The 21663-nt window shown below is 61.6% G+C and carries 23 protein-coding genes; 12 read left to right on the forward strand and 11 right to left on the reverse strand.

Annotation, left to right across the window (positions count from 1 at the left end):
- From AC0L2R_RS13380 to AC0L2R_RS13400, 5 genes are read left to right on the forward strand one after another with little or no spacing between them, the layout of a single operon-like run.
- A complete protein-coding gene (locus tag AC0L2R_RS13380) occupies positions 1–852 on the forward strand; it encodes an IclR family transcriptional regulator (protein WP_473509731.1) in 852 nt (283 codons plus the stop codon).
- Positions 849–1025, forward strand: coding sequence for a hypothetical protein (locus tag AC0L2R_RS13385; protein ID WP_473493865.1), 177 nt, complete (start codon positions 849–851; stop codon positions 1023–1025). The genes AC0L2R_RS13380 and AC0L2R_RS13385 overlap by 4 nt, the downstream gene beginning before the upstream one ends.
- Entirely contained in the window at positions 1025–2650 is a 1626-nt protein-coding gene (locus AC0L2R_RS13390; protein ID WP_473509443.1) for an acyl-CoA synthetase, read from the forward strand. The genes AC0L2R_RS13385 and AC0L2R_RS13390 overlap by 1 nt, the downstream gene beginning before the upstream one ends.
- A 10-nt stretch (positions 2651–2660) precedes the next feature.
- A complete protein-coding gene (locus AC0L2R_RS13395) occupies positions 2661–3419 on the forward strand; it encodes an SDR family NAD(P)-dependent oxidoreductase (RefSeq protein ID WP_473509444.1) in 759 nt (252 codons plus the stop codon).
- 10 nt (positions 3420–3429) lie between these two features.
- The gene (locus AC0L2R_RS13400; protein WP_473509446.1) at positions 3430–4281 is read left to right on the forward strand and encodes a PPC domain-containing DNA-binding protein; all 852 of its coding nucleotides are present in this window, start codon (positions 3430–3432) and stop codon (positions 4279–4281) included.
- 95 nt (positions 4282–4376) lie between these two features.
- Here the strand turns inward: AC0L2R_RS13400 and AC0L2R_RS13405 are convergent, their stop codons facing one another.
- The 7 genes from AC0L2R_RS13405 to AC0L2R_RS13435 form a co-directional block, all read right to left on the reverse strand.
- Entirely contained in the window at positions 4377–5360 is a 984-nt protein-coding gene (locus AC0L2R_RS13405; RefSeq protein WP_027156408.1) for a branched-chain amino acid ABC transporter permease, read from the reverse strand.
- Positions 5360–6247: a branched-chain amino acid ABC transporter permease gene (locus AC0L2R_RS13410; protein ID WP_027156409.1), complete on the reverse strand. Its 888-nt coding sequence runs from the start codon at positions 6245–6247 to the stop codon at positions 5360–5362. The genes AC0L2R_RS13405 and AC0L2R_RS13410 overlap by 1 nt, the downstream gene beginning before the upstream one ends.
- Before the next feature lie 69 nt (positions 6248–6316).
- Positions 6317–7504, reverse strand: a complete 1188-nt coding sequence (locus AC0L2R_RS13415) for an ABC transporter substrate-binding protein (protein ID WP_413468402.1) — start codon at positions 7502–7504, stop codon at positions 6317–6319.
- 53 nt (positions 7505–7557) lie between these two features.
- The gene (locus AC0L2R_RS13420) at positions 7558–8304 is read right to left on the reverse strand and encodes an ABC transporter ATP-binding protein (RefSeq protein ID WP_473509447.1); all 747 of its coding nucleotides are present in this window, start codon (positions 8302–8304) and stop codon (positions 7558–7560) included.
- On the reverse strand, positions 8297–9052 hold the full coding sequence (locus AC0L2R_RS13425) for an ABC transporter ATP-binding protein (protein WP_473509449.1): 756 nt from the start codon (positions 9050–9052) through the stop codon (positions 8297–8299). Before AC0L2R_RS13425 ends, AC0L2R_RS13420 begins: the two co-directional genes overlap by 8 nt.
- Before the next feature lie 324 nt (positions 9053–9376).
- Positions 9377–9577 (reverse strand): hypothetical protein, encoded by a 201-nt coding sequence (locus AC0L2R_RS13430; protein WP_287177729.1) that lies wholly within the window; start codon positions 9575–9577, stop codon positions 9377–9379.
- Positions 9578–9635: 58 nt separating this feature from the next.
- Positions 9636–9782: a hypothetical protein gene (locus AC0L2R_RS13435; RefSeq protein ID WP_023799660.1), complete on the reverse strand. Its 147-nt coding sequence runs from the start codon at positions 9780–9782 to the stop codon at positions 9636–9638.
- A gap of 175 nt (positions 9783–9957) precedes the next feature.
- Between AC0L2R_RS13435 and AC0L2R_RS13440 the strand changes: the two genes are divergently transcribed.
- Together AC0L2R_RS13440 and AC0L2R_RS13445 are read left to right on the forward strand one after the other, a co-directional pair.
- A complete protein-coding gene (locus tag AC0L2R_RS13440; RefSeq protein WP_473509452.1) occupies positions 9958–11052 on the forward strand; it encodes a glycosyltransferase family 4 protein in 1095 nt (364 codons plus the stop codon).
- A gap of 75 nt (positions 11053–11127) precedes the next feature.
- Positions 11128–13296: an amylo-alpha-1,6-glucosidase gene (locus tag AC0L2R_RS13445; RefSeq protein WP_473509453.1), complete on the forward strand. Its 2169-nt coding sequence runs from the start codon at positions 11128–11130 to the stop codon at positions 13294–13296.
- A 274-nt stretch (positions 13297–13570) separates the two neighbouring features.
- Here AC0L2R_RS13445 and AC0L2R_RS13450 read toward each other — a convergent pair whose 3' ends face one another.
- The 4 genes from AC0L2R_RS13450 to AC0L2R_RS13465 are packed head-to-tail and all read right to left on the reverse strand — an operon-like array spanning position 13571 to position 15721.
- Complete coding sequence (locus AC0L2R_RS13450; RefSeq protein ID WP_473509454.1) at positions 13571–13744, reverse strand: hypothetical protein; 174 nt, start codon at positions 13742–13744, stop codon at positions 13571–13573.
- A 32-nt stretch (positions 13745–13776) separates the two neighbouring features.
- Positions 13777–14907 carry a WD40 repeat domain-containing protein gene (locus tag AC0L2R_RS13455; protein WP_473509456.1) on the reverse strand — a complete coding sequence of 377 codons (1131 nt, stop codon included), beginning with the start codon at positions 14905–14907 and terminating at the stop codon, positions 13777–13779.
- Between the two features lie 14 nt (positions 14908–14921).
- The gene (locus AC0L2R_RS13460; RefSeq protein WP_236378686.1) at positions 14922–15233 is read right to left on the reverse strand and encodes a hypothetical protein; all 312 of its coding nucleotides are present in this window, start codon (positions 15231–15233) and stop codon (positions 14922–14924) included.
- Positions 15234–15244: 11 nt separating this feature from the next.
- Complete coding sequence (locus tag AC0L2R_RS13465; RefSeq protein ID WP_473509458.1) at positions 15245–15721, reverse strand: hypothetical protein; 477 nt, start codon at positions 15719–15721, stop codon at positions 15245–15247.
- A gap of 559 nt (positions 15722–16280) precedes the next feature.
- On the opposite strand from AC0L2R_RS13465, the gene AC0L2R_RS13470 reads away from it, so the two are divergent.
- The 5 genes from AC0L2R_RS13470 to AC0L2R_RS13490 all read left to right on the forward strand — a co-directional run bounded on the left by AC0L2R_RS13470 (position 16281) and on the right by AC0L2R_RS13490 (position 21663).
- On the forward strand, positions 16281–17954 hold the full coding sequence (locus AC0L2R_RS13470) for an aromatic/alkene/methane monooxygenase hydroxylase/oxygenase subunit alpha (RefSeq protein WP_473509459.1): 1674 nt from the start codon (positions 16281–16283) through the stop codon (positions 17952–17954).
- A gap of 54 nt (positions 17955–18008) precedes the next feature.
- Positions 18009–19070, forward strand: coding sequence for a 2Fe-2S iron-sulfur cluster-binding protein (locus AC0L2R_RS13475; RefSeq protein WP_473509461.1), 1062 nt, complete (start codon positions 18009–18011; stop codon positions 19068–19070).
- 49 nt (positions 19071–19119) lie between these two features.
- Positions 19120–20178 carry an aromatic/alkene monooxygenase hydroxylase subunit beta gene (locus AC0L2R_RS13480; RefSeq protein ID WP_473509463.1) on the forward strand — a complete coding sequence of 353 codons (1059 nt, stop codon included), beginning with the start codon at positions 19120–19122 and terminating at the stop codon, positions 20176–20178.
- Positions 20179–20195: 17 nt separating this feature from the next.
- Positions 20196–20567, forward strand: coding sequence for an MmoB/DmpM family protein (locus AC0L2R_RS13485; protein WP_023799649.1), 372 nt, complete (start codon positions 20196–20198; stop codon positions 20565–20567).
- Positions 20568–20640: 73 nt separating this feature from the next.
- On the forward strand, positions 20641–21663 hold the full coding sequence (locus AC0L2R_RS13490) for an amidohydrolase family protein (protein ID WP_254020523.1): 1023 nt from the start codon (positions 20641–20643) through the stop codon (positions 21661–21663).

Here is a 21663-nt window from a genome sequence, read left to right on the forward strand (position 1 = left end):
ATCGCGCCGCCCCCGGAACGCGATCAGACCGGCTCGCAGAGCGTCGACCGGGCGCTCAGCCTTCTGTCAATGGTCGGCCGCCACGCCGACCGCGGTGTTTCGCTCTCCGATATCGTCGAGGAAAGTGGGCTCAACAAGCCGACAACGCGCCGCCTGCTGCTGGCGCTGATGCGCGCGGGAATGATCGAGCAGGACGAGACGACGCGGCGCTATTATCTCGGCGAGGAGGCTTACGTGCTGGGCAGCCTCGCCTCGCGACGTTTCGGCTTGCTTCAGGTCTCGATGGAAAGTCTGCTGCGCCTTTCCAGAAAGACCGAGGATGCCAGCTTCCTCTCGGTTCGCCGCGACACATACTCGGTCTGCCTCTATCGCGAGGAAGGCACATACCCGGTCAGGACCCACGCGCTGCAGGCCGGATTCGAGCACCCACTGGGCGTCGGCGCCGGCTCCCTCGCCATGCTCGCCGCACTCCCCGACGAGGAAGTGGAAGCGGTGCTGGCCGCCAATGACGCAGTGCTCAAATCCGACTACCCAATGCTGCCGGTCGAGCAGATCCGGCGCGACGTCGAAACGACGCGCGCCAACGGCTATTCGCTCAATCCCGGCCGCATCGTCACCAATTCCTGGGGGGTCGGGGTTGTGCTTCGCAGCGCCGACGCGCGGCCAGTCGGCGCACTGTCGATCGCGGCGATCGACAGCCGGATGCAGCCGGCAAGGCAAATCGAACTCGTCGGATATCTCATGCAGGAGGCAAAGCGCGTCGAGGAACGGCTTGCCCAGATGTTCGCCTCGCGCGCGCATGTGCGCGAGAACCCCACTTTAAAGCCCCGCACCAGGAGGTTGTCACAATGACGAAGGCTCACACCGACGGACGGGCGCATTCCGCGTTCAGAAAGTCGGAATTGGAAAACACCGCACAGTTGATGGCGACGGCAGCGGCGTCCACGCCTGCTCATGCCGGCGTCGATCCCGGCGACGTTGACGCCATTTTCGTCTACGTGTCGTTGCTGGAGCGCGCCAAGTAATGATCCTGGCTCCAGGCGGCGTGACGCCTTCCTCCACGCGCGTCATGAACCTCTCGCATTTTTTGACCCAGGCGGCACGCCGCAATCCGCACGATATTGGCTTCGTCTGGCGCGAGCGGCAGTGGACGTGGCGCGAGATGGAAGCGCGCGTCAACGCGATGGCCGCCGCACTCCGCGACGACTTCGGCGTGACAAAGGGAGATCGAATCCTCGTCCAGTCGGCCAATTGCAACCAGATGTTCGAATCTATGTTCGCCTGCTTCCGGCTCGGGGCCGTCTGGGTGCCGGCGAACTACCGCCAGTCGCCGGACGAAGTCGCCTACCTCGCCAAGGCGAGCGGCGCGCGTGGCCTGATCTGCGGCGCGGGCTTCCCGGCTCATGCTGCTGCCTGCCGGGAAACAGCCCCCGGGATCGACTTCGTCCTGTCGATCGGCGCGGCCGAATTCGGCGATGACTACGACGCCGTCGCCGCCCGTTTTGCCGGCCGGACCGTTGCCAGCGTCGCCGTCGATCGCGACGATCCCTGCTGGTTCTTCTTCACCTCCGGCACGACCGGCCGGCCAAAGGCCGCCGTGCTCACGCATGGCCAGATGGGCTTTGTCATCACCAATCATTTGTGCGACCTGATGCCCGCCACGACACGCGACGACGCCTCGATCGTGGTGGCGCCGCTGTCGCATGGGGCCGGCATTCATCAACTCGTGCAGGTGGCGCACGGCGCCAAGTCTATCCTGCTGCCAACCGACAAGCTCGACGTGCCGACGGTCTGGGCGCTGGTCGAAGAATGGCGGGTGACCAACGCCTTCACCGTGCCGACCATCCTCAAGATGCTGGTCGAGGACGACAGCGTCGACCGGTTCGACCATTCCTCGTTGCGCTATGTCATTTATGCCGGTGCGCCGATGTACCGCGCCGACCAGAAGCGGGCGCTCGAGAAACTGGGGCCGGTTCTGGTCCAGTATTTTGGCCTGGGGGAAGTCACGGGCAATATCACTGTGCAGCCTCCTTCCTATCATTCCGTCGAGGATGGCCCGCAAGCGCGCATCGGAACCTGCGGTTTCGAGCGCACAGCCATGCAGGTCGAGATCCAGGACGACGCCGGCAATGCCGTCTCGCCGGGCGAAACCGGCGAAATCTGCGTGATCGGGCCGGCAGTCTTCGCCGGCTATTACGACAACCCGCAAGCCAACGCCGCAGCGTTCCGCAACGGCTGGTTCCGCACCGGCGATCTCGGCCACATGTCCGAGGACGGCTTCGTCTACATCACCGGCCGCTCGTCCGACATGTATATCTCCGGCGGCTCCAACATCTATCCGCGCGAGATCGAGGAGAAGATCCTGCTCCATCCCGACATCAGCGAAGCCGCCGTTCTCGGCATTCCCGATCCCGTCTGGGGCGAGGTCGGCGTCGCGGTTTGCGTCGCCCGCGCCGGCGTTGTGCGCGAAACGATCGCGATTGAGCGCTGGCTGGAAGGCAAGCTCGCCCGCTACAAGATGCCCAAGCGCTTCGTGTGGTGGGAGACGATGCCCAAATCGGCCTATGGCAAGATCGCCAAGAAGTTGATTCGCGAAGAGCTGGAGCGCCGCGGCGAGTTGGGACCGTCCGAGCCGAAGCTCTCGGCATGAGGAGCAGGCGATGAACAGCAGCCACCAAAGCCGCGCCGTGGCGATCACCGGCGGCGCATCGGGCATCGGCCTTGAGACGGCGCGCCTGCTGACCGAGCGCGGCTTCGAGGTCTTCCTCCTCGACCTCGCCGCGCCAGCGCTGGGTTCGGCCTGCACGGATCTCGGCCTCAGCGAGAAACGCGGCATCGTCTGCAACGTCGTCGACGAAGCGGCTGTCGACGAGGCCATCGGCCGGATCACCGCCGCGCACAGCCTTGCCGCAGTCGTGAATTGCGCCGGCATAGCGATGGACCGGCCGTCGGTCGAGACCAGCGTCGAGGATTTCCGCCGCATTGTCGATGTGAACCTCACCGGAACGTTCATCGTCTCGCGGGCTGCGGCGCGCTACTGGCTTGAACGGAAGCTGCCGGGAGCGATTGTCAATATCAGCTCTGTTTCTGGACTTTGCGGCAACAGGGGCCGCAGCGCCTACGGCGCATCGAAAGGCGGCCAGAATCTGCTTACGCTCGTCATGGCCAATGAGCTCGGCGTCGATGGCATCCGCGTCAATGCCGTCGCACCCGGGCCGATCGAAACGCCGCTGACGCAGGCCGTCCACACCGAGGACGTCCGCCGGCAGTGGTTGGATCGCGTGCCGCAGCGCCGCTACGGCACGCCGCGCGAGATCGCGGGAGCGGTGGCTTTCCTGATTTCAGACGAGGCCAGCTACATCAACGGCCAGATTCTCGCCGTCGATGGCGGCTTCATCCATGCCGGCCTTGTCGCCTGAGATGGCTCCGATGCGCAGCATCCGCCATCCCGGTCCGATCGCCTCGGAACGTTTCGCAGCGATGCCCTGCGCCGCAGAGCGGCTGACGCTGCGGCTCGAAGCCGGTCGCTCGATCAATGACGCCGTGGCGCAGGCCCTCGCGGTCGCCGGGTTCAGCGGCGGGTATATCCGCCTGCGCAACGCGCGGGTTGACCCAATGCGCTACGTCATCCCCGCCGCCTCTCCCGATGGCACGCACGCCGCGTGGTACAGCGATACATTCGCGCCGGAAGGCATAACGGTCATCGAGGATGCGGGCCTTGTTGCCGGCCGGCGCGACGAACAGCCTTTTCTTCATTGCCATGGCATCTGGCGAACACCCGACGGCGTGCGCCGCATGGGCCATCTCCTGCCGCTCGACTCGCATCTGGCGGAGCCGGTCGAGGTCACCGCCTGGGGTATCGAGGGCGCGCTGTTCGACGTGCGCGACGATGCCGAGACGAATTTTCGCCTTTTCGCGCCGATCAGGGCTCCGCTCCTGGGTGAGCGCCGCGGCCGCCGCGCCGCCATCTGCACAGTAAGGCCCAACGAGGATATCGGCCAGGCGATCGAAGCCGTCTGCCGACGGCACGGCTTTGACCACGCCTCGATCCAGGGCATCGGCAGCCTGGTCGGCGCGGATTTCGACGATGGCTCGGCTGTCTCCTCCTATGCGACGGAAGTTCTCGTCACGGGCGCCGTCCGCTCCGGTCGTTGCACGCTCGACATCGCGCTGGTCGGCATGGACGGTGTGATATCAGCAGGTCGCCTTCGCCGCGACGCTAACCCCGTCTGCGTGACGTTCGAACTGCTGGTTGTCGCATCCGATGAGAAATCTGCCTAGTTGAGGATGCTGACCACGCTGTGTGCCGTGTCGCTGCGGCCCCACGTGGTCGACCGTTGATCAGGATCATCCGAAATTTAGGTTTCACGACCCGGTCAGAGCGGTTTTCGGATCCATTTTGCCAGGACGCCAACGATGCCTTCCCGGAACGACAGCACCGCGACAACGAAGATGATGCCCTGGCCGATCGTGACCCAGTCGCCGAATGTCGCGAGGTAGTTCTGCATCGTGACGATGACTGCCGCGCCGACGATCGGTCCGAACACCGTGCCCATGCCGCCCAACAGCGTCATCAGCACGACTTCGCCGGACATCGTCCAGTAGACGTCGGTAAGCGACGCCAACTGGAACACGATGGCCTTGGTTGCGCCGGCGACGCCGGCGAGCGTGGCCGACAGCACGAATACGGCGAGCTTGTAGCGGTTGACCCGATACCCCAGCGAGATCGCGCGCGGCTCGTTCTCGCGGATCGCCTTCAACACCTGGCCAAACGGCGAATGGATGATCCGATAGATCAGCAATATGCCGGCGAAGAAGATGGCCAGCACGAAGAAATAGAGAACTTCGCTCGAACGGAGGTCGATCAGCCCGAACAGATGGCCGCGCGGCACGGCCTGGATGCCGTCCTCGCCGCCGGTAAACGCCGCCTGCAGCGAGAAGAAATAGATCATCTGCGCAAAAGCCAGCGTCACCATGGCGAAATAGATGCCGTGGCGGCGAATGGCGAGCGAGCCGATGGCGAGACCGAGCACGGCTGCCACCAGCGTGCCCGCGATAATGGCAAGCTCAGGCGTCAGGCCCCACACCTTTGCTGCATGGGCCGAGACGTAGCTCGCCATGCCGAAATAGGCTGCGTGGCCGAAGGACAGGAGACCGCCGAAGCCGAGCAACAGGTTGAAGGCGCAGGCAAACAGCGCGAAGCACAGCACCTTCATGACAAAGATCGGATAGAGCAGAAATGGAGCGGCGACGAGGAAGACGAACAGCGCGGCGAAGATCGCAAGGTGATGACGGGGCATGCCCGCAGCGCCGACGGACGTTATGGCCGCCATAGCGATCGGGTTGGTGTCGGTTGTCATCACACACTCCGTCCAAACAGACCCGCGGGCTTGACCAACAGCACGAGCGCCATGATGACAAAGATCACCACCGCCGAGCCTTCCGGATAGAATACGCGGGTCAGCCCCTCGATCAGCCCGAGCCCGAAGCCGGTGAGGATCGAGCCCAGGATCGAGCCCATGCCGCCGATGACGACGACGGCGAAGACGACAATGATCAGGTCTGCCCCCATGTTCGGATTGACTGCGTATATCGGCGCGGCGAGCACGCCGGCGAAACCCGCGAGTGCGACGCCGAAACCATAGGTGAGCGTGACCAGCAGCGGCACGTTGATGCCGAACGCGCCGACCATGGTCGGGTTCTCGGTCGCGGCCCTGAGATAGGCGCCAAGCCGGGTCTTTTCGATGATGAACCAGGTCGCAAGGCACACGATGAGGGAAGCCACGATCACCCAGGCGCGCGAATTCGGCAGGTACATGAAGCCGAGATTGTACCCGCCGTTCAGAAGCGGCGGCGGCGGGTACGGCAGGCCGGATACGCCGAAAAACTGGCGGAAGAAGCCGACGATGATCAGCGCCAGGCCGAATGTGAGAAGCAGCCCGTAGAGATGGTCGAGGTGATAGAGCCGTCGGATCAGGACGCGCTCAAGCACGATGCCGGTGACGCCGACAATCGGCGGGACGATGAACACAGCCCACCAGTAACCGACGCCAAGATAGTTGAGCAGCATCCAGGCGCCGAAGGCGCCCAGCATGTACTGGGCGCCATGCGTGAAATTGATGATGTTCAGGAGACCGAAGATGACCGCCAGCCCGAGGCTCAGAACCGCATAGAAGGAGCCATTGATCAGCCCGAGCAGCAATTGCCCGAACAGGACCTGAGGCGGAATTCCAAGCAGTTCGAACATGGTCGCTCCAGCTGACTTGTCGACAAAACAACGCGCCGAGCTGTTCGGCGCATCGTTGGCGAGGCTCGCTTACTTGACGAGCGAACAGCCGCCTTCGGCGAGCGGGCGGAACGCCTTGTCGGCCGGAATGGTGGCCACCGTCTCGAAATAGTCCCATGGAGCCTTCGATTGGTCCGGCTTCTTGACGCGGAACAGATACATGTCGTGCAGCTTGCGCCCGTCGGCGCGGATGGTGCCCTTGCCGAACAGCGGATCCTCGGTCGGCATTTCCTTCATTTTGGCCATCACCTTGGCCGCATCCTTGTCGCCGACGGCCTCGACGGCCTTAAGATAATGCAGGACAGAAGCGTAGACTCCGGCCTCGATCATCGAAGGCTTTTGTCCGGCATTCCGCTCCTGGAAACGGGCAGAGAACTCCCGCGTTTGATCGTTCTTGTCCCAGTAGAACGCGCTGGTGAGCACGAGGCCTTGCGCCACTTCGAGGCCAAGTGCATGCACGTCGTTGATGAACATCAGCAGGGCGGCGAGCGCCTGGCCTCCCTGGGTGATGCCAAATTCCGACGCCTGCTTGACCGCGTTGATCGTGTCGCCGCCGGCATTGGCGAGGCCGACGACCTTGGCGCCCGACCCTTGCGCCTGCAGCAGGAAGGACGAAAAATCCTGGCCGGGGAAAGGATGACGGACGGCGCCGAGAACCTTGCCGCCCGATGCTTCGACGACCGCCGTCGTATCGCGCTCGAGCGCGTGGCCGAAGGCGTAGTCGGCTGTGACGAAGAACCAGCTGTCGCCGCCCTGTGCGACCATGGCCGAGCCCGTGCCGTTGGCAAGCGCCCAGGTGTCGTAGGTCCAGTGGACGGTGTTGGGCGAACAGGCTTTGCCGGTGAGGTCGGACGAGGCCGGACCCGAGGCGAGGAAGATCTTGTTCTTCTCCTTGGTGATCTCGTTGACGGCGAGCGCCACCGACGAGGTTGGCACATCGGCGATTACATCGACGTTTTCGGTGTCGTACCACTGGCGGGCGATGTTCGAGCCGACGTCCGGCTTGTTCTGGTGGTCGGCGGAGACGATCGACACATTGATGCCCTTGTCCGTCGCCTTGAAGTCTTCGACCGCCATCTGGGCCGCGATGACCGAGCCTTCGCCAGCGATGTCTGCATAGATGCCGGAACGGTCATTCAGAACGCCGATCTTGACATCTGTGGCGTAGGCCGCGCCGGCCATCAGCAGGCTCGCCGTCGAAGCCAGGACAAATCCCATTTTTTTCATCGCTACTTCCCTCCGATTGGGGCGCAACGCGCCGTTGATGATGTCTAGACGCCGAGATAGGCGTGCAGCTTGTCGATGTTGGCGTCGAGTTCGTGGTTGGGGATGGTGTCGATCACGCGCCCCTGTTCCACCACGTAGTGACGGTCCGCGACCAACGCGGCGAAATGAAAATTCTGTTCGACGAGCACGATCGTGAATCCCTCGTTCTTGAGCCGGGCAATGGTGCGGCCGATCTGCTGCACGATGACCGGCGCAAGCCCTTCGGTCGGCTCGTCGAGCAGCAAGAGCTTGGCGCCCGTCCGCAAGATCCGGCCGATGGCGAGCATCTGCTGTTCGCCACCCGATAACTTGGTGCCTTGGCTCGAAAGCCGTTCCTCCAGGTTCGGGAAGAGCTCGAAAATCTGCTCGACGGTGAGCCCACCGGGCCGCACCTGCGGCGGCAGCATCAAATTCTCCTCGACAGAGAGGCTGGAAAAGATCGCCCGTTCCTCGGGGCAGTAGGCGATGCCCATCTGTGCGATCAACCGCGACGGCAGCTTGATCGTTTCCCGACCTTCATAGGTGACCGAGCCCGAGCGCCTGGAAAGAATTCCCATGATCGCCTTCAGCGTCGTCGTCTTGCCGGCGCCATTGCGGCCGAGCAGCGTCACCACTTCACCTTCGCCAACCTCGAAACTGACGCCGTGAAGCACATGGCTCTCGCCGTACCAGCCCTGCAGGCCATCGACGCGAAGCAGGGGTCTCGTAGAGGGGCCAGCAGCCGGCCTGCTTGCAAGTTCAACTTCAGGCATGTCCGGCCCCGATATAGGCTTCGATAACGCGCGGATCCTTGGAAACCGCAGCATAGTCGCCTTCGGCGAGGACTTTGCCGCGAGCGAGCACAGTGATGCGGTTCGACAGCGAGGCGACGACCGACAGATTGTGCTCGACCATCAAAATGGTGCGGTTCTTGGAGATGCGCCGGATCAGCGCCGAGATGCGCTCGATGTCTTCCTGCGCCATGCCGGCCATGGGCTCGTCGAGAAGCAGCATTTCAGGGTTCAGCGCCAGCGTCGTCGCGATTTCAAGCGCGCGCTTGCGGCCATAGGACAGATCGCTGGCGCGGATGTCTGAAAACGCGGTCAGGCCGACATCGGCGAGAAGCGCCGCACCCTCGCCATCGAACTTGGAGAGCACTTTTTCGGAGCGCCAGAAATCGAAACTGTCGCCGCGCCGGCGCTGCAGCGCGATGCGGACATTCTCGAGTGCTGTCATGTGCGGAAACACCGCCGATATCTGAAAGGAGCGCACAAGGCCCAGCCGCGCGATGTAGGCCGGCTGCATCCTGGTGATGTCGCGGCCTTGGTAGCGGATCGCGCCGCGCGTTGGCTGGAGGAATTTGGTCAGCAGGTTGAAGAGGGTCGTCTTGCCTGCGCCGTTGGGGCCGATCAGCGCGTGGACCGATCCTCGCTCCACCGTCAGGTTGACATTGTTGACAGCGACAAAGCCCCCAAATTCCTTAGTCAATCCCGCTGCTTCGAGGATCGCTCCGGAATTCATGCGCGGCAGCCCTCGCCGGTCATCGGCGTGAAAACGTGGAACCGCGCTGCGAGGCCATCCGCCCCCGGGGTGACTTCCATGGTTTCCTCCCGTGGCACTTCCGCCCGCAACAAACGACCTAATGCACATCGCGTCAAGGCCGCAATTACCGGCGCCGTGGCACGGAGCCTTCGATCATTTTCGAATTGCAATGTCGAAGCGGCGCCAACGACCGGCGAGACGTGCCGGGATCCGAACCCAACCCCAATCCGAACCCATCCGGCCGAGCAGTTCGAAATTCCGCCCCGACTGATTGGGCCGACTGATTAGATGAATGCGAAAAGCTTAGCTGCGCTGGCTTGAGTTGGGGTTTTCCCGGTCTGCCCGGGTGATCTTGCCTTTCGACGCTTTCGATCCGCCGCCCCATTCCTGGGCGTTCCTGGCTTGGGCGCCGCCCTTGGCCGGTTGCTTGGCCTTGTCGCTGCCGCTTGCCCTCTTTCCCGATACAGGCTGGTTGGTTTTCGCAGACAAGTTTGTCTTTGCCATGTGTCACTCCTCTCGATGGTCGCAGCCATTATTGTCCGCCTCCGGGGCAGGGCGTCGGTTAGTCCTTGCCACGCCTTGGATCCTTGCCGGCAGCCTGGCTGCTCTTTTGCGGCTTGTCCTTCTTGTCCTGATTGCCAGCGCGGTTGCCGCCGTGCTCGCTGCTCGATCCCTTGACGGCTTTTGTGTCCTGAAGCTTCGTAGCCATTCTGGTTCTCCTTTGGTCCCTAGTTGAACTCGCCTGACGCAGCGATTGTTCCCGCCGGGAACATATCGACCCTTCGAGAGTTGGCCCGGGAGAACCGCACTGCAATGAACGCGAGGAAGGGGATTGCCGTCGGAGCTTTTTGAAGGATGACCTTCGCTTTCGAGAAGTGTTGCAGATGAAAATTGCCCAGATCGCCCCCCTTACCGAAGCCGTGCCGCCGCGGACCTATGGCGGGACCGAGCGGATAGTCTCATATCTGACTGAGGAGCTTGTTCGACAGGGGCATGACGTGACCTTGTTCGCCAGCGGTGATTCACGCACCTCTGCCGAATTGGTCCCGTGTTGCGATATTGCATTGCGCCTGAATCCCAGGGTTCGGCACGACATTCCCCACCACGTGACGATGCTTGAAAAGGTGCGCAGGCGGGCCGATGAATTCGATGTGCTGCATTTTCACATCGATATTCTTCACTTCCCCGTACTCCGGGACTTTGCCCAGCGAACCGCTACGACACTTCATGGACGGCTCGACCTCCCGGACCTGGCGCAGCTTTACGCGATGTTCGATGACATTCCGCTGGTCTCGATTTCCTACGACCAACGTTGGCCCATGCCGCCGGTCAATTGGGCGGGCACGGTGTACCACGGGCTGCCACGCGACCTTCTTCCTTTTCGCCCGAAAGCCTCGGGCTATCTCGCATTCCTCGGCCGCATCTCACCGGAAAAGGGGCCGGAAACGGCCATTGAAATCGCAGCGCGTACCGGTATGCCGCTGAAGATCGCCGCCAAGATCGACAAGGTAGACCAATCATATTGGAAAGAGAGGGTGGAACCCCAGTTGCTTCGACATTCGAACGTGGAATTCATCGGCGAGATCGACGAACGGCAAAAAGCAGACTTTTTGGGTAATGCGGCAGCGCTCTTATTCCCCATCGACTGGCCGGAACCCTTCGGACTCGTAACCATCGAGGCGATGGCCTGTGGCACGCCTGTGATAGCGTTTAGGCGCGGCGCCGTTCCGGAGGTCGTCGACGACGGCGTGTCCGGGTTGATCGTCGACACGCTCGACGAAGCTGTGGACGCGGTACGGCGGATAAACGGCCTCGATCGTGCACAGGTGCGACGGACTTTTGAAGAGCGATTCACGGTCGAGCGCATGTGCCGCGACTATGCAGCGATCTATGGCTCGCTCTCGGACGACATAACGACCGCACTTGGTTCTCAAAACAAGCGCGCTAAAAATGCCGCAATGATGACTATGTCTACCTGACCGAGCAAGGAGACGGCTCGGCTGCTCGGATCAGCGCCTGAGCCGCCTTGGTCGCTTCTGAACGGAAGGTTGACCATGACCACTCAACTCGAAGACCGCAAGATTGATCCAGCCGTGGCGCTGCCGGCAATCGACGAAACGGCACCGCGCGAGCCGCATCGGCAATTTGCGCTGAAACACGAGGATTGTTTCGTCGTCGCAGACAGCTACGGCGACATACGCGGCACCGGCGACGGGCTTTTCCGCGACGACACGCGTGTATTGTCGCGCTTCCGTCTGTTCATTGGCGGCCGGATGCCGTCGCTGCTCGGCGCCTCGCTGTCGCAGGACAACATCCTATTCACCGCCAATCTTACCAATCTAGCCACTATCGGGCCGAATGGCAGCGAAGCATTGCCGGGCGTCGTCCACGTCGATCGGACGCGGTTCATCTGGCAGGACCGCATGTTCGAACGCATCAAGTTCACCAACTACTCCGCGCGCGAGGTGGTTCTGCCGGTCCGGCTCGACTTCGACGCCGATTTCCGTGACATGTTCGAGGTGCGCGGCACTACGCGTAGCCGCCGCGGTCGCGCGCATGACGCACTGGTCGGCGAGGCGAGCGTAACGTTCCGATATGAAGGCCTCGACAATGTGGCTCGTCAATCGGTCATCGCATTCTCGATCAAGCCCGATCAGGTGCACCCCGATCACGCCGATTTCCTCATTGTCGTGGCAAGGCGTGACAGCAGAGCATTGTACCTGGAGGTCGGCCACAGCGAAGAAACCCCCTCCAGCGACCGCTTTCGCGCGGCCGCTGCGCGAGCCCGCTTCGCCATGCGCTCAAAGCGCCGGCAGGGCGCCACCGTCTTCAGCTCCGGGCGCGTGTTCAATGACTGGCTGACACGCACACGCGCCGACATCGCGCTGCTGACGACCGATCTGGAGACCGGGCCATACCCGTATGCCGGCATCCCTTGGTTTTCGACGGCTTTCGGCCGCGACGGCGTCATTTCCGCCTTGCAGATGCTTTGGCTCAATCCGGACCTTGCTCGTGGGGTCCTGGCCTTCCTTGCCCACTATCAATCGACCGAGACCTCTGTATTCGACGATGCGGAGCCTGGCAAAATCATGCATGAAACCCGCAAGGGGGAAATGGCCGTGCTGCGCGAGCTGCCGTTCGGCCGCTACTATGGCGGCGTCGACACCACGCCACTCTATGTCTATCTGGCTTCGTCCTACGCCGATCGCACCGGAGACGAGGCGTTCGTCGATCGCATGTGGAACTCCCTGGGCGCTGCCACTGCCTGGATGGAAGAGGTCGGAGCCCGCAACGGAGAAGGCTTTGTCACCTACAACCGGGCGGCCGACACGGGTCTGTTCAACCAAGGCTGGAAGGACAGTTCCGATGCCATCTTCCATGCCGACGGCACGATCCCCAAAGGACCGATCGCATTGGTCGAGGTGCAAGGTTATGCCTTCGCCGCATATCAGGGAATGGCGGCGCTGGCCGCCAGGCGCGGCGACGACGCAAAGGCGGCGCACTGGAGCGCCCTGGCAGAGAGGATCCGTCAGGCGGTGGAGACGCATTTCTGGATGCCGGACCGCGATTTCTATGCTTTGGCAATCGACGGAGAAGGCAAGCAATGCGCGGTTCGCACGTCCAATGCCGGTCACCTGCTTTACGTCGGGCTGCCGTCGGCGGAACGGGCTCAGTCAGTCGCCACCCAGCTGCTCTCTGCTCATCTCCATAGCGGTTGGGGCGTTCGCACACTGGCCGACGACGAGATCCCATTCAACCCGATGTCATATCATAATGGCTCGATCTGGCCGCACGACACCGCGCTCTGCGCCTCCGGTCTCGCCCGCTATCACGAGCGCGACAGCGTCGTGAAGCTGATGAGCGGTATGTTCGAGGCGGCGGTCCGTTTCAATATGCGGCTGCCAGAGCTGTTCTGCGGCTTTACGCGTGCCGCCAGCGATTCACCGGTGGCCTACCCGGTCGCCTGTCTGCCGCAGGCGTGGTCGGCTGGCGCCGCTTTCATGATGCTGCAGGCTTGCCTGGGCATTCGGGTTGACGGCTGGAAACGCGAAATCACCGTCGAACGCCCGCGGCTGCCGATCGGCATCGACAACATCGTTATCCGCCACCTGGCCATCGGCGAGGCGAAAGTCGATCTCATCTTCGAGCGCATTGGCGACCGCGTTGTGTGTTATCTCGACCACCGCCATGAGGGTCTGGTGCCTCTGGTGGTGCGCTCATAACGCAGGCTCCCCATGCGCTCCGTGATGGACACTGCCATCAATGACCACGGCGCAACTGAAACCTGCGCCGATCGCCAGCGCACCGACTATAGGGTGGTACCTGCGGCATCTGCGAGCGCTGGATTGAGTCGCGCCTGGGTGAGCCCTCGACCAGGGTAAGTCGCAATCTGAAGGAATGGCATACACAGCCAGCGCAGCGCAAAACCTGTACGCCGAATCCGCCTGAAGCTCCTTCGGAGCTTTGGCTTTTCGAGCGCATTGATTGGTCGTGAGTTTAGTTGGTCTTCAACTGGCCGACGCGGTTTTCGGCAATCCAGCGAGCGGCAAGCACCAATGCGCCCATACTGAAATCCTTGCCGTGTTTGGCCACCATTTCTTCCGACAGCTTGGCGAGCCGTTCGAAGAATTCGTCCTTGCTCTCGCCCTCGGGGGTGGGTTCGGTTTGCATTTTGTGCTCCTTTTGCATGCGGCCTGCCTTTGCTATTTGAACATCTGTGCGGGAAAGGTGACGATCGCGGCGGTGCCGTCGGCTGAGCCCACTGCCAGGTGGCGTCCGTCGCCGGACCAGGCAAGCGCGGTCACCGCGCTGCCCAGCGGCCTGACGAGGAGTTCGTCTCGCGCGCCGATCTGGGCGATGGTGATCCGGCCGTTGGCATAGCCGGCCGCAATCAGTTTTTTCTCCGGGTGCGCAGCCACTGTCTCGACCGGAGCCAGCCCGGCGCGGCCAGTCTCCAGCGCGCCCGAGGTGTCGCCGTCAAGTGGCGGAGCGGTCATCGACCAGCCGGCGATCCGGAAGGCGCCCGACGCAAACAGCGCATGCTCCGGCCGGCTCCAGCACAGTGTCCGGACCGGCGATGGAAATCCCTCGACGATGCCGTAGCGATCATCGGTCATGCTGACCAGGGCAAAGCCGCCTGTTTCGAGTCCACAGGCCAGCCATGTGCCGTCTCCACTCCAGCGGATCGATACCGGGCGCGCCGAAAAAGAAACGTCGCGTATCGGGGTAGCGTCGCCGTCGACCGCCCAGATCGACAATCCGTCGCCTAGGCCATGGGCGAGGCGCCTTCCGCCTGGCGAAAAGGCAAGCGCACCCGTGGACGGTGTCGCATCATCGTGTCGCAGTCGTACCGCATCGCCTTGGCCGCGTGCCAGGAAGACATCCTGGCCGTTGCTGACGGCTGTGATGGCCGTCCGGGGGTTGTGGTCGACGGCGACGACCGGCCCGTCGATCTTCACCAGCGTCTCCATCACATTGCCGTTCGCGGCCAGATGCACCGCTTCGCCAGCCGCCGTTCCAACGAGGAAGCCGAAGGAAAGGTAGCTGGCGAGCGGGACGTCTCCATCCCCCAACGCAGCGGTGGCGATCAATGGTGCCGGTGGCTTCTCCCGCGGGCGGATCGTCGTCTGGCCGAGATCGCCGCTCACCCTGATCCGCGATTCCGGCGGCTCCTGGTCCGCGACTGCGGCTATGGCGACCGTTCCGTCGACGCTGGTGTATGCGACAGCCGAGCCATCGGCGCTGAAGCGCAGGTCGGCGATCGCCGACGGGCGACGCCAGCTTCGCGCCAGCAGGTCGAACAAGGTCAGGTTCTGTATCGCGTGCTGGTTCATGACCATTCCCTTCGTCAATTACCCACCTTCGCCGCGAGGCTGCGGTCGACGTCCTCGACGTCGGCTTCCGCGGCGGCGATGCGTTGCTCGCACCTCGCGCCTTCCTGCATGACCGCGGCGGCTCTCTCCTCCGCCTCATGCAAATCCTGCACCAGTTGCGCGCTGGCGCCGCTCCTGCCGATTTCGAGTTCCAGGCGCAGCACATCCATCTCGATACCGGCGCGTATCTGATTGAGCCGCAGCGCCTCGGCAGTCAGCGCGGAGACGTTGGCGACAAGATCGAGCCGGCGGGCGAGCAACATGTCACGCCTGGTCGTTTGCCCCATCGGATCCTCCATCATTTTTCGGTCCCAGCCGTCGGTCCGGGTGGTTTTTCGAAAGCCGACAGCGATTTGGGCAATGTGCCGGCCTGCGACTGGAACTGTTTTTCGGCCGTTTCGATGTGGCTCTTGAGCTGATCCCAGATGTCGACGCGGATCATCGATGTCGTATCGCCGGTAAGGCGCTCGATCTCCTCGACGCGGAACTGCCGCGACAGCGAAACGCCGGAAAACACGAAGTCGCGCAACAGGATCGCATGGTTCTCGATGAACAGATGGATCATCGGATGCGTTTCCGTGGTGACGCCGCCGGCGGCAAGCTCGGCCCGGATGAAGTCCTGGAAGTGACTCTGGAGGCGATGTTGGCTCTCGCCCATGAAGCGCATGACAAAGACCAGATCGCGGGGCATCAGCCTGACAAGATCGCCGGTGACGCCATCAACCTGGCTGGACATTGGCTCGGGCTGCCTCCGGCTGTCTTTGTCGTTCGCCACGGCTTTTCTCCAGTGCGAGGCCCGTCCGTGAACCATCACCCTCAAATAGTAGAGAAAGGAGAAGAATAAAATAGATGATGTGTGTTTTTCAAATTTGCTGCGAAGCTAACTTGATATATCGCAATTGCGAATAGATATCAAATATTACATGCGTACGTTACAACTGTAAAGGAACGTTACAGTTGCCGTCCTCTTCATGCGCCGAAAGGGGCGGCGATTTGTTTTTAGCGTCAGGCACGGGCGCCATTTTCAAATTGGCACGGCGCTTGCTTTATACATTTCCACAAGAAGCCCATCGCGCTTTTGACGCGGTGCCAAAAGAACGAAGGAACGGAGGAAGCAGGTCACGTCCGCTTCGATACGCCCATCGCATATGCGGTTGGCGCCGCGGTCCCTGTAAGACTCTAACACCTTTGCCGCGATCCACTTGAATGGCCGGACCATGAGTCGCGCCTGAATGCGCAACCCTTTGTCGTGCCGTTCGCACTCTCACTTGCGGCGCTGTGCGCCGCTTCATGCCGGGGTCAAGGGACCTGCGGCTCAAACCTGGTGGAGGCTTATGACCATGACGTCTCTGACGCTCAACAAGATTACCTCGCAACGCGGAATTTCCGTCGGCGAGGCAACCAAGAAGATTGCCGATCTCGGCTGGAATCCTTCCTACGTCCAGGAAGCGGTGACGTTTCCGACGGACTACAAGATCAACAAGACGCCGCGCGACCCGATGAAGCAGGTTTTGCGGTCGTACTTTCCGATGCAGGAAGAGAAGGACAACCGGGTCTACGGCGCGCTGGATGCGGCGCTGCGCGGCGACATGTTCCGCAATGTGGAACCGCGCTGGGTCGAGTGGATGAAACTCTTTCTGGCGATCATTCCCTTCCCGGAAATCTCGGCTGCCCGCTCGATGGCGATGGTCGCCCGTATCGCTCCTGGCGAGGAACTCAGGACCGGCTTCACGATGCAGATGATCGACGAGTTCCGGCATTCGACGATCCAGATGAACCTGAAGAAATGGTACATGGAGAACTACATCGATCCGGCTGGCTTCGACATCACCGAGGAAGCCTTCGGAAAATGCTACGCCACGACCATCGGCCGGCAGTTCGCTGAAGGCTTCATCACCGGCGACACCATGACTGCCGCCTGCATGTACCTGACCGTGGTGGCCGAAACCGCCTTTACCAACACGCTCTTTGTCGCCATGCCGTCGGAAGCCGCCCGCAACGGCGACTATGCGCTGCCGACCGTCTTCCTGTCGGTGCAGTCCGACGAGAGCCGGCATATCGGTAATGGCCACTCACTGCTGATGGCGGCGCTCAAGGAGCCGGAAAATCACCTCTTGCTCGAGCGCGACCTGCGCTATGCCTTCTGGCAGAACCACGCGATCGTCGATGCGGCCATCGGCACCTTCATCGAATACGGCACCACCAACCGCGACAAGAACAAGGAGTCTTACGCGGAAATGTGGCACCGCTGGATCTATGAGGATTACTACCGCACCTACATGCTGCCGCTCGAGAAATACGGCATCAAGGTCCATCACGACGACGTCCAGGCAGCCTGGGAACGCATTACCAAGAAGAACTATGTCCACAAGGTCGGACAGTTCTTCGCGGTCGGCTGGCCGGTCAATTTCTGGCGCATCGAAGCCCAGACCGACAAGGACTTCGAGTGGTTCGAGCACAAATATCCGGGCTGGTACGCCGAATTCGGCGACTTCTGGAAATGGTACGCCAAGCTCAGCCACAAGGGCGAGAAGGTGCTGCTGTTCAACAGCGACGTCGGCTATGTCTATCCACATCGCTGCTGGTCCTGCCTTGTTCCCTGCCTGATCCGCGAGGATATGGTGGTCGGCGAGATCGACGGCCAGTTGCACACCTTCGCCCACGAACTCGACAAGTGGACTGCCACCGTGGCGTTCGCCGACGAATATCAGGGCCGTCCGACACCCGCGATGGGCCGCTTCAGCGGCAAGCGCGAATGGGAGACGCTCTATGACGGCTGGGATCTGGCCGATGCCATCAAGGACCTGAACTTCGTCCGCTCTGACGGCAAGACGCTGGTCCCGCAGCCGCATATGCGTTTCGCCGACAAGGAGATGTGGACGCTGGACGACGTGCGCGGCAACAAGCTCGGGTCGCCGCTCAACGCGCTGCGTGCCATGTCACCCGCGGACCGTGAGAAGCACCTGGCGGAATACCGGGCCGGCTTCACGATCACCCCCTGCAACTGATCAGGCCAAAGGGGGGCGGGTTCGTCCCGCCCCTTCCTTTCACTGGAGGTCCGTATGTCGGAAACCCACACGGTCAGGCTCAGCCCGGTCGGCGTCGAATTTGATGTCGAAAATGGCGAAACGGTACTCAACGCCGCTTTCCGCCAGGGCATCGCCCTGCCGCACGGCTGCAAGGAAGGGCAATGCTCGGCCTGCAAGAGCGTGTTGCTCGAAGGCGAAGTCGACATGCTGAAATACTCGACTTTCGCGCTGAACGACATGGAGAAGGAGAGCGGCCACGTCCTTTTGTGCCGCTGCATCGCCTACTCCGATCTGGAAGTCGAGCTTCTCAACTACGACGAGGAGATTTTGGCGAAAGCGATCGCCGTGAAGACGTTCAACGGCCGGATTGCTCTGATCGAGCACCTGACCCACGACATTCGCGGCATCGAGATCGAACTCGGCTCGCCGATAAAGTTCTGGGCGGGGCAATATGTCGACATCACGGTTACCACGGAAAAAGGGGAGACGATTACGCGCTCGTTCTCCATGGCAAATACGCCGGACCAAACCGAAAAACTCTGCTTCATCATCAAAAAATACCCTGAGGGAAAGTTCTCTGGAGAACTCGATTCCGGAGGAATCAAGGTTGGAGCTGAAGTCACCGTCGTCGGACCCTACGGAACCTGTTTCCGTCGGGAAGAACGGCAAGGACCCCTAGTCCTGGTCGGCGCCGGCTCGGGCATGTCGCCGATCTGGTCGATCCTCAACGACCATCTGAAGAGCGGCGAGAAACGTCCGGTCTATTTTTTCTACGGTGCCAGGACCCGCAACGACCTGTTCTATCTTGACAGGATCGCCGAGCTGATCGGCCAGCATTCGGATGTCACTTTCATTCCCGTGCTGTCGCACGCGACTGAGGACGCCGAATGGGAAGGCGAACGCGGTTTCGTACACCAGAGTGTCGACGCCAAGCTCAAGCAACTTGCGGTCGACGGGCAGGGCGATGTCCATGCCTGTGGCCCGCCACCGATGATTGATGCGCTTCAGCCGGTTCTATTCATGAACGGGTTCGAGACTGAGCGGATCTTCTTCGACAAGTTCACCACATCGACAGGTGCTACGCCGACCCACTGAGGGACGGCCACGCAACTGCAACCACAACTGCAACAAGGGAGTGAAGACTATGCCAGCTATCTCGAGTTCAGTCGGATCCGGAGCCGCCGGCGCGGCGATCTTTGCCGATTCCGACAGCCGGAAGTACCGGTATTTCGACCCGAAGGGCCAGCGCGCCACGCACTACGAAGACATGACGGTCGACGTACAGCCTGACCCGGAGCGTTACCTGATCCAGGACTGGATCATCTCCTTTGCCGACGGCAAGGGCGCTTATGTCAAGCAGAACACTGCTGCGCAGAGCTCCAACTGGCATGCCTTTCGCGCCCCCGATCAGGAGTGGGAACGCACGCACTACCAGCGCCAGTCGAAAATCGAGACGATGGTGCAGAGCGTCATCAACAACGCCCGCAAGTCCGGCGCGCCCAAGACCTTCGACAAGGCCTGGGTCAAGATCCTGCAGACGCAGCTCGGCGCCTGGAAACATGCCGAATTCGGGCTCGGCACCTCGCTGATGCAGGCGCAGCGTTACGGCTACACCCAGATGATCAACAACGCGACGCTGACCAACTCGTCCTACAAGCTGCGGCTTGCCCAGGACATCACGCTCTACCTCGCCGAGATCGGCATGGACCTTCCCGGCTGGGACGACGAACTCGGCAAGAAGACCTGGCTCGAGGACAACAACTGGCAAGGTACCCGCGAGGCGGTCGAAACCATCATGGGCGCGAGCGACTATCTCGAACAGTATTTCGCCATCAACATCGTCTTCGAGCCGCTGGTCGGGGAAGCATTCCGCTCAGGCTTCCTGATGCAGATCGCCGCCGCCAACCACGACTTCATAACGCCTGCGGTGATCTCGGCAGCCGAGGCCGACTACGAACGCAACCTCGCCAACACGATCGACCTCATGCACATGCTCGCCAACGACGAGAAGCACGGCGCGGCGAACAAGAAGCTCTTCCAGGGCTGGGTCGAGAAACACGGCGCGCTCGCCGACAAGGCAGCCACCGGCCTGCAGCCGATCTGGTCGATGCCGCATTCCAAGCCGGTCGCATTTGCGGATGTCCGTGCCAAATCCGAGGAACGGATTGGTCAGATACTCCGCGAACTTGGCCTCAAGCGCTGACACAGGGAGAAACCGTCATGTCAACTGCAGCACGCGACGCATCGCAATCCAACATCTTCAGGGCGATGAAGGACATCACCTTCGAACAGACGATTTCGCATCAGTGCGGCGTCACCATGAACGACTCGGTGGAAGCCAGGGCCATCGCTGAATTCATGGGCCTGAAGCCGAACGTAACCGTAACCTACCAACCGGCGATGATCCGGATCGATGGCACCGGCAAGCTGATCTTCAAGATGGATGAAATCAGCGAATATCTCGGCCGCGAGATGACGGCGGAAACCTTCGAGGTCAACAGCTCCACCCACTACGGGCGGATGGTGCGCATCGACGACAACACCGTGATCTTGTTCGGCAACATGGACGAGATGTTCGAATACATCGAATAGCCGGCAAAAAATCAGGCGTGCCGCCTGATTGCGGCACGCCGAACCGATCAACACGCATTTTGCGGAGGAAAGAATGTTTAGGACACCGGAAGGTAAGGACATTTTCGTGGTCGACGGCCACACCCATTTCTGGGACGGCAGCCCGGAGAACCAGAAGAATATTCACGGCAAGCAGTTCATCGATTGCTTCTACGCCTATCATACCGGGCTCAGCCCCAAGGAACAGCTGTGGGAGAAGAGCAAGTTTGAGAAGTACTCGGCCGAGAATCTCTACAACGACCTGTTCATCGACGGGCCGGATGACATCGCGATTTTCCAGACCACGTCACTAAGCGATTTCTACAAGACCGGCTTCGGCTGCATCAAGCGCACCTCGGAGATCGCCAAGAGGTATCCCGGCCGTTTCATTGTGAATGGGGCGTTTGACCCGCGCGATGGCGAAAAAGCGCTCGAATACATCCATTTCATGAAAGAGACTTACGACATTAAAGGCGTGAAGATGTACACCGCCGAGTGGAACGGCGCGTCGAAAGGCTGGCGGCTGAACGACTCCGAGGCCTACAAATGCTTCGAGCTCTGCGACAAGCTCGGCATCAGGAACATCCACGTCCACAAGGGTCCGACGATAATCCCGCTCAGCAAGGATGCGTTTGACGTACACGACGTGGATCATGCTGCTACGGATTTCCAGGGCCTCAACTGGATCGTGGAGCATTGCGGCTTACCGCGCCTCGATGATTTCTGCTGGATCGCGACCCAGGAGACCAATGTCTACGCCGGGCTCGCGGTGGCACTGCCCTTTATTCATTCGCGTCCGCGCTATTTCGGCGAGGTGATCGCCGAGCTGCTGTTCTGGATCGGCCCGGAGAAGATCCTGTTCGGTTCCGACTACGCGATCTGGACGCCGCGTTGGCTGGTCGAAAAGCTCTGGGCCTATCAGATTCCAGAGGACATCGCCGCCGAGCGCGGCGTGCAGTTGACCGACGAGATCAAGGAAAAGATCCTCGGCCTCAACGCTGCCCGCCTCTACGACATCGACATCGAAGCCCGGAAGGCGGAATTCGCCAACTCGCCTTTTAGCATCGCCGCGGAGTAG

Source organism: Mesorhizobium sp. WSM4820 (assembly GCF_055811075.1).